We start from the raw sequence: 9164 nt of genomic DNA on the forward strand, positions 1-9164 counted from the left end.
TTAGAATAGGTTTTAACTTTTGTGGAATCTGTAAGTAAAAAGGAAAGTTGAATTGTTAATCAAAATCCCTACAATTATAAAATTGTAGGGATTTTTAATTTTAAAAGTCGCGGTAATTAGTATATTTGATTTAATTAATAAATACGCAAACTAATCATTTAAAATATGAAACTTTTAGAAGGTAAAACAGCCATAATTACAGGAGCAAGTAGAGGAATAGGTAGAGGTATTGCAGAGGTTTTTGCAAAACAAGGTGCTAACGTAGCATTTACTTATAGTTCTTCTGTAGATGCAGCAAACGAATTAGAAAAAGAATTAATTGCTTTAGGTGTAAAAGCTAAAGGTTATAAAAGTAATGCAGCAAGTTTTACAGAGTCTCAAGAATTAGCAGATGCTGTAAAAGAAGAGTTTGGTAGTATAGATGTCTTAATTAATAATGCAGGAATTACAAAAGATAACTTGTTAATGCGTATTTCTGAAGAAGATTTTGATAAAGTAATAGAAGTTAACCTAAAATCTGTTTTTAATATGACTAAAGCAGTACAACGCACAATGCTTAAGCAGCGTAAAGGTTCTATTGTTAATATGAGTTCTGTTGTTGGTGTTAAAGGTAATGCAGGTCAAACTAACTATGCAGCAAGTAAAGCTGGTATTATTGGTTTTTCTAAATCTGTAGCTTTAGAGCTAGGATCAAGAAATATTAGAAGTAACGTGATTGCTCCAGGTTTTATTGAAACTGAAATGACTGGTAAATTAGACGAAAAAACAGTACAAGGCTGGAGAGATTCTATTCCATTAAAACGTGGTGGTTCTCCAGAAGATGTAGCAAATGTATGTGTCTTTTTAGCAAGTGACATGTCTGCATACGTTACGGGACAAACTATTAATGTTGATGGTGGAATGTTAACATAGTTCTAAGTTTTAGAATACGCTTTATACATAAAGTGCTAATCTTAAGAGCTATACTAATTAAATGAATACACAAACCTATTTTTACATAATACTAGCTGGAATAGCATCACTTTTAGTGGCATTATTTCTCTATAAATACAAATCAAAAAGCGCATTGAAAAAAAATGCGCTTTTTGCATTTTTAAGATTTTTATCTGTATTCTTAATTCTAATACTATTAATAAATCCAAAAATAACTAATACGTCTTATTATAACGAAAAGCCAAATTTAGTTGTAGTTACAGATAATTCTAACTCAATAAAGCAGTTAAAAGAAGAAGAGAATGTAAAAGTATTTTTAAATAGTATAGAAAAAAACAAAGAGCTTTCAGAACGTTTTAATATTCTTAATTATACGTTTTCAGACGAATTAGGTACAGATTCATTAAATTTCAAAAACAAGCAAACTAACATAAGTAAGGCTTTGTTAGAATTAAAATCTATTTACAAAGAAACTGTTAGTCCAACAATCTTAATTACAGACGGAAATCAAACCTATGGTTCGGATTATACGTTTGCTGCACAGCAATATCAACAACCAATTTACCCAATTGTTGTTGGAGACTCTTTAAAAACATCAGATTTAAAAATTTCAAACTTAAATGTTAATAAATACGCATATTTAAAAAACAAGTTTCCGGTAGAAGTTATTTTGGTTTATAATGGTGATAATACAATTACTAAAAACTTTAGCATTACATCTAATGGAAAAGCTGTGTTTTCTAAAGCTATTAATTTCACAAAGGATAATAACTCACAGATATTACGTTTTGAATTACCAACAAATAAAGTTGGAGTTCAAACATATTCTGCAAGTTTAGGTACTCTAGAAAATGAAAAAAACAAACAGAATAATTATAAGAAATTCGCAATAGAAGTTATAGACAAATCTACAAATGTTGCTATTGTAAGTACCTTATTACATCCAGATTTAGGAGCTTTAAAAAAGAGTATTGAGACCAATAAACAACGAAAGGTTTCGATTTTAAAACCAAAAAAATTTTTAAATCAAAAAAATGATTTTCAAATGGTTATGTTGTATCAGCCAAATAATCAGTTTAAATCTATATTGAGCTATTTAACTAAAGAAAATATAAATTATTTAGCTGTTTTAGGAACGCAAACTAATTTTGACTTCTTAAATAAAGAAACAGATTTATTTAGTGTAGAAGCAACGAGTCAGACCGAAAATTATCAACCCATTTTTAACTCTAATTATAATGCATTTATTACACCAGAATTAGATTTCAATTCTTTTCCACCATTAAAAAGTATTTTTGGAGAATTAAAAATTAATAGTGAGTTCCAAACTTTGTTAGAGCAATCTGTAAATGGAATATCAACGAATCAACCGTTATTAGCAACTTTAGAGAAAGGCACATCGCGCTACGGGATTTTATTTGGTGAAAACATTTGGAAATGGCGCGCACAAAGTTATGTTAATCAGCAAACGTTTACAGTTTTTGACGATTTTACTGGAAAATTAGTACAGTTTTTAGCCTCTAAAAAGAGAAAACAACGTATAACATTAGATTATCAAACGTTTTACGATGGTAACGCAAATGCAGTTTTAAGATCTCAAGTATTCAATAAAAACTATGAGTTTGATGCTAGTCAAAGTGTAAACATCATTTTAAAAGATGAAATAAATAATAATACTATCAATTTACCGTTGATTTTATCAAATAACAGTTATCAAGTAGATTTAAGTCAGTTAAAACCTTCAAAATATAGTTTTACTGTATCAACAAATAGTAACTTAGCAAAATCTGGTAGTTTTGAAATCCTAGATTTTAATATTGAAGCACAATTTGCCAATGCAGATGTAACAAAACTACATCAATTATCGACAAATAGTAATGGAGTGCTTGGCTTAATAGATAATTACCAAGTTGTTTTAGATAACTTATTAAATGATAAACGTTATTTACCAATACAAAAAAGTACAACAAAAACTGAAGCATTAATTAATTGCTATTATTTATTGTTTTTAATAGTATTGATAATTGTAATAGAATGGTATTTAAGAAAATATAAAGGATTAATTTAAATAAATATAAAATAAAAAAAGAATGGAAAAGTTACCAAAAATAGGAATACCAGTAATTGCAGGAATTGTTTTTTTAATAATTTTAGTTACAAAATCGGCTGTAACCATTGGACCAGGAGAAGGAGGCGTTATTTTTGAGCGTTTTGGCGGAGGTATAGATACAAGTCAAACATATGGAGAAGGTTTTCATGTTGTTGCGCCTTGGAACCATATGATTATCAAAAAAGTACGTCAGCAATCTATTTCTGATAACATGAATGTATTATCTGTAAATGGATTAGATATTACAGTTAGTGGTACAATTTGGTTTGAACCAGAATTTAGTAACTTAGGTAAATTAATTCAAACAAAAGGAGAAGACTATGTTAATGAATTATTAAGTCCAGCAATAAATGCAGCTGCTAAATCTGTAGTTGGTCGTTATACACCAGAACAATTATATTCTAGTAAGCGAGATATTATTGAACTTGAAATTTTAGAAGAAGTAAGGTCTGAGTTAAAAGGACAATTTGTAAATGTAAAACGTGTTTTAGTAGAAAATGTAAAACTACCAACAACAATTAAAGATGCTATTGAGCGTAAACTAAAACAAGAACAAGAATCTTTAGAATATGAATTTAGGTTAGTAACAGCTGCTAAAGAAGCAGAGAAAGTTAGAATTGAAGCTCAAGGTAAGGCAGATGCAAATAAAATTTTAAGTGCATCTTTAAATGATAAAATTTTGCAAGACAAAGGAATAGAAGCTACCTTAAAATTATCTGAATCACCTAATTCTAAAGTCATTGTTATTGGGTCTGGAGATTCTGGATTACCAATTATTTTAGGTAATCAATAACAACTAAATAATGTTAAACCGAATAAATATTCAAAAAAAGAAACTTATTTGTTTGTAGTTTCAATATTTTTGTTCAATTTTGCAATATTAAAAAATAACAATGTTTAAAAATAACTTACATCATCATCATTTTATATCTGGCAATCAAGCGAGCTAAAAATGTATTGAAGTAATTTAAAATATATTAAACCCGTTTGAGAAATCGAACGGGTTTTTTGTTTTCATTCGTTTTCTCAAGCATAATCAAAAATTAAAATGAAAAAACTTAGAATTGCTGTACAAAAATCTGGTAGACTAAATGAAGACTCAATGAGACTCCTTAAAAATATTGGAATTTCTATAGAAAATGGTAAAGATCAATTAAAGGCATCTGCTCGTAATTTTCCATTAGAAGTGTTTTATTTACGTAATGGAGATATTCCTCAATACTTGCGAGATGGCGTTATAGACGCAGCTATTATTGGAGAAAACGTGTTGATAGAAAAAGGAAATGACTTAACAATTGTAGAGCGCTTAGGTTTTTCTAAATGTAAAGTATCTATAGCTGTACCTAAGAATACAAGTTATTCCAATATTAAAGAGTTAGATGGTAAACGTATTGCAACGTCTTATCCAAACACAGTAAATCAATTTTTAGAAAAAAATGGCGTAAAAGCTAATATCCATATCATTAATGGTTCTGTAGAAATTGCACCAAATATTGGTTTGGCAGATGCCATTGTAGATATTGTATCTAGTGGAAGTACATTGTTTAAAAATAACTTAAAAGAAGTGGAAGTGTTATTAACATCGGAAGCTGTTTTAGCATCATCACCAAATTTAGACACTGAAACTAAATCAATTCTTGATAAAATAAAATTTAGAATTCAAGCGGTTTTAAAAGGATCTAACAATAAATATGTATTATTAAACGCACCAAACGATAAGCTAGATGCTATAATGAATATTTTACCAGGAATGAAAAGCCCAACTGTTTTACCTTTAGCAGAAAAAGGTTGGAGTTCTATTCATTCTGTAATTAATAAAAATGATTTTTGGGACGTTATAGACCAATTAAAGGAAACTGGAGCAGAAGGAATTTTAGTTTGTCCAATTGAAAATATGGTACTGTAATGAATACAATTATAAACCCAAATAAATCTTCATGGACTCAATTATTAGAAAGACCAACACAAACCGTTGATGATATAGAATCTACTGTTCTTCAGGTTTTTGATGATGTATCTCGAAATGGCGATAAAGCTATTTCTAAATATACAGAGAAGTTTGATAGTTGTAAATTAGATTCAGCTGTCGTAACTCCTGAAGAAGTTGAACAAGCTTCATCGTTGGTTTCACCCGAATTAAAAGAAGCTATTCAGCAATCAAAGTCAAACATATATGCTTTTCACAAGGCACAAAAAACAGAAAAAGTTCAAGTTGAAACTGTAAAAGGTGTTAAGTGTTGGCAAGAAAAACGTCCTATTGAAAAAGTAGGTTTATATATTCCAGGCGGAACTGCACCATTGTTTTCAACTATTTTAATGTTGGTTGTTCCTGCTCAAATTGCAGGTTGTAAAGAAATTATATTGTGTACGCCACCAAATTCAGAAGGTAAAGTGGCTAACGAAATTTTATATACAGCTAATTTATGTGGTGTAACAAAAATTATTAAGGTTGGTGGTATTCAAGCTATTGCAGGATTAACTTTTGGTACAGAAACAATTCCACAGGTTTACAAAATTTTTGGACCTGGAAATCAATTTGTAACTGTTGCTAAGCAAATCTCTACCAAATATGGTGTAGCTATTGATATGCCTGCTGGGCCAAGTGAATTGTTGATTGTAGCAGACGATACAGCAAACCCAGCTTATGTAGCATCGGACTTATTAAGTCAAGCAGAACACGGAACAGATAGCCAGGTTATTTTGGTTTCTACATCTAAATGTTTAATAGAAAAAGTCTCTAAAGAAGTAGGAACTCAGTTAGCAGTAATACCAAGAAAAGACATAGCCACACAAGCCATAGCTAATTCTAAATTGATTTACGTTGAAAACGATGAAATTGCTTTAGAAATGATTAACGAATATGGACCAGAACATTTTATTGTTTGTGTAAAAAACGAAGATTTATACGTCAATAGAATAGTAAATGCAGGTTCAGTTTTTATTGGTAATTATACACCAGAAAGCGCAGGAGATTATGCTTCAGGAACTAATCACACCTTACCAACAAACGGATTTAGTAAAGCGTATTCTGGAGTTAACTTAGATAGTTTTACAAAGGCTATTACGTTTCAGAAAATAACAAAAGAAGGAATTTTAAGTATTGGAAAAACTATTGAATTAATGGCAGAAGCCGAAGGTTTACAAGCCCACAAAAACTCGGTAACGCTAAGATTAAAGGATTTAGAAGCTTAAAATTATGAACAGAAATTTCAACATAAACAACCTCGTAAGAGAAAACATAAAAGCTTTAAGGCCATATTCTTCTGCAAGAGATGAGTTTAAAGGTGCAGCAGACGTTTTTTTAGATGCAAATGAAAATCCTTTTGGAACTCTTAATAGATATCCAGATCCACAACAAAAAGAAATAAAAGAGAAATTAGCTGTAATAAAGAATGTAGATACTAACCAGATTTTTGTTGGTAATGGAAGTGATGAAGTTATAGATTTAGCTTTTCGTATTTTTTGTGAACCAGGAAAAGATAAAGTATTAACCTTTTCACCTACATACGGAATGTACGATGTGTCTGCAAATATTAATAATATCGAGGTTATCAAACAACCATTGATTAATGATTTCCAAATCAGTCTAAATCAATTACAACCGTATTTAGATGTAGAGGAATTAAAAATCATTTTCATTTGTTCACCTAACAATCCAACAGGTAATTGCATTAATTCGGAAGATATTGAATATGTTTTAGAAAACTTCAACGGAATTGTAATTGTAGACGAAGCATATATAGATTTTAGTTCAAAAGCATCCTTTATTAAAAATATCAATAAATACAATAATTTAATTGTAAGCCAGACCTTTAGTAAGGCTTGGGGATTAGCAGGTGTTAGAGTTGGTGCTGCTTATGCAAACAAAGAGGTTATTCAATTGTATAATCGTGTAAAACCACCATATAACGTCAGTACTCTAAATCAAGAGGCGGTTTTAAACAGTTTAGTAAATTTAGACGACGTAAATAAGAATATAGACATCATTCTTTCAGAAAGAACCAAGTTAGAAGAAGCACTAAGTAAGCTTTCTATAGTAAAAAAGATTTATCCTACAGACGCAAATTTTTTATTGGTTGAAGTCGACAATGCAGATAAAACTTATCAATATTTAATTGATAAAAAAGTAATTGTTAGAAATAGACATACACATGTAGAAAATTGTATTCGTATAACAATTGGTACTAATAAAGAGAACAAAAAATTAATTGAAGCGTTAAAAAAAATATAGTCTTTCACTTTTGGCTATTAGCTATTTGCTAACAGCCAAAAGCTAAAAGTAAAAAGCTACATTATGAAAAAAGTATTATTTATAGATAGAGACGGAACTTTAGTTTTAGAACCGCCAGTAGATTATCAATTAGATAGTTTAGAAAAATTAGAGTATTACCCTAAGGTATTTCAATATATGGCTAAAATAGCTTCAGAATTGGATTACGAATTGGTTATGGTTACCAATCAAGATGGTCTAGGAACAGATTCTTTTCCAGAAGATACGTTTTGGCCAGCTCAGAATAAAGTAATGACAGCTTTCGAAAAAGAAGGTGTTGTTTTTACAGATGTTTTTATAGATAAAACTTTTCCTCACGAAAATGCTGAAACACGTAAGCCAAGAACAGGTTTGTTAACACAGTATTTTGATAAAGAGAAATACGATTTAGATAACTCTTTTGTATTAGGAGACAGAATTACCGATATGGAATTGGCTAAAAACTTAGGAGCAAAAGGCATCTTTTTGTCTGAAGATCCAGAATTAGGTGCAGAAGAAATAGAAACCTCTAAACAAGCTATTTTAGATTGTGTAGCGTTAACAAGTACAGATTGGAAAGCTATTTACGAGTTTTTAAAATTAGAATATAGAGTTTCTGAAATTACCCGTAATACTAACGAAACACAGATTTATATCAAATTAAACTTAGATGGTTCTGGTAAAAATGATATTGATACAGGTTTACATTTCTTTGATCATATGTTAGATCAAATTGGTCGTCACGGCGCAATGGATTTAACTATTAAAGTTAAAGGCGATTTAGAAGTAGACGAGCATCATACTGTAGAAGATACTATGATTGCCCTAGGGGAATTATTCAACAAAGCCTTAGGAAATAAATTAGGAATTGAGCGTTATGGTTTCTGTTTACCAATGGACGATTGCTTAGCACAAGTAGCTGTAGATTTTGGTGGTAGAAACTGGTTAGAATGGGATGCGAAATTTAATCGTGAAAAAATAGGCGATATGCCAACTGAAATGTTTTTTCACTTATTTAAGTCGTTCACGGATGGTGCAAAATGTAATTTAAACATTAAAGCTGAAGGAAATAACGAACATCACAAAATTGAAGGCATTTTTAAAGCATTTGCAAAAGCTATGAAAATGGCTGTAAAGCGTGATGCTAACAAAATGTTTTTGCCAAGTACAAAAGGAATGTTATAATTAGCTATTTGCTAAAAAATTTGCATTTGTCATTTTGCGCAACGACGCAGAATCTAAAATTTAGAAATTAAATGAAATTAGTTATAATAAATTACGGTGCAGGAAACATTAAAAGTATTCAATTTGCTTTTAAAAGACTTGGTGTAGATGCTATTTTATCTAACAATCCAGAGGAGATTAAATCTGCCGATAAAATTATTTTCCCTGGTGTTGGTGAAGCAAATTCTGCTATGGAAATGCTTAAAGCTTCTGGCTTAGATATTCTAATTCCAACGTTAAAACAACCTGTTTTAGGAATTTGTTTAGGAATGCAGTTAATGTGTAAATCATCAGAAGAAGGAAATACTAAAGGTTTAGGTATTTTTAATGTTGATGTAAAACGATTTTCTAATGCTGTAAAAGCACCACAAATGGGTTGGAATACAATTTCAGAATTAAAATCGCCTCTATTTAATAATATTAAAGAAGAAGCCTTTATGTATTTAGTACATAGTTTTTATGCTGAAGAATGTAAAGAACAAATTGCAACGACTAATTATGAATTTAATTATGCATCAGCTTTGCAAAATGATAATTTTTATGGTGTGCAATTTCATCCAGAAAAGAGTAGTGTAGTAGGAGAGCAAATTTTGAAGAATTTTTTAGAATTATAAATTATGAGAATAATCCCAGCAATAGATATTATAG

Annotated in this window: 8 protein-coding genes; all 8 read left to right on the plus strand. The window is 29.9% G+C overall.

Going from position 1 to position 9164, the window contains the following annotated elements:
- Positions 1-165 precede the first annotated feature (165 nt).
- The 8 genes from fabG (at position 166) to hisH (ending at position 9130) form a co-directional block, all read left to right on the plus strand.
- Positions 166-912, plus strand: a complete 747-nt coding sequence (gene fabG / locus ACFDSN_RS04785) for a 3-oxoacyl-[acyl-carrier-protein] reductase (protein ID WP_375238694.1) — start codon at positions 166-168, stop codon at positions 910-912.
- Positions 913-973: 61 nt separating this feature from the next.
- Positions 974-3001: a VWA domain-containing protein gene (locus ACFDSN_RS04790; RefSeq protein WP_375238695.1), complete on the plus strand. Its 2028-nt coding sequence runs from the start codon at positions 974-976 to the stop codon at positions 2999-3001.
- A 22-nt stretch (positions 3002-3023) separates the two neighbouring features.
- A complete protein-coding gene (locus ACFDSN_RS04795) occupies positions 3024-3836 on the plus strand; it encodes a prohibitin family protein (RefSeq protein ID WP_375238696.1) in 813 nt (270 codons plus the stop codon).
- A gap of 255 nt (positions 3837-4091) precedes the next feature.
- Positions 4092-4949: an ATP phosphoribosyltransferase gene (hisG, locus tag ACFDSN_RS04800; RefSeq protein WP_375238697.1), complete on the plus strand. Its 858-nt coding sequence runs from the start codon at positions 4092-4094 to the stop codon at positions 4947-4949.
- Complete coding sequence (hisD, locus tag ACFDSN_RS04805; RefSeq protein WP_375238698.1) at positions 4949-6235, plus strand: histidinol dehydrogenase; 1287 nt, start codon at positions 4949-4951, stop codon at positions 6233-6235. The genes hisG and hisD overlap by 1 nt, the downstream gene beginning before the upstream one ends.
- Positions 6236-6239: 4 nt before the next feature.
- Positions 6240-7274, plus strand: coding sequence for a histidinol-phosphate transaminase (gene hisC, locus ACFDSN_RS04810; RefSeq protein ID WP_375238699.1), 1035 nt, complete (start codon positions 6240-6242; stop codon positions 7272-7274).
- A gap of 63 nt (positions 7275-7337) precedes the next feature.
- On the plus strand, positions 7338-8477 hold the full coding sequence (gene hisB, locus ACFDSN_RS04815; protein WP_375238700.1) for a bifunctional histidinol-phosphatase/imidazoleglycerol-phosphate dehydratase HisB: 1140 nt from the start codon (positions 7338-7340) through the stop codon (positions 8475-8477).
- A gap of 71 nt (positions 8478-8548) precedes the next feature.
- Positions 8549-9130 carry an imidazole glycerol phosphate synthase subunit HisH gene (hisH, locus tag ACFDSN_RS04820; RefSeq protein ID WP_375238701.1) on the plus strand — a complete coding sequence of 194 codons (582 nt, stop codon included), beginning with the start codon at positions 8549-8551 and terminating at the stop codon, positions 9128-9130.
- Positions 9131-9164: the final 34 nt, after the last annotated feature.

The organism is Aurantibacter sp. (assembly GCF_042094015.1).
Lineage (GTDB): Bacteria > Bacteroidota > Bacteroidia > Flavobacteriales > Flavobacteriaceae > Aurantibacter.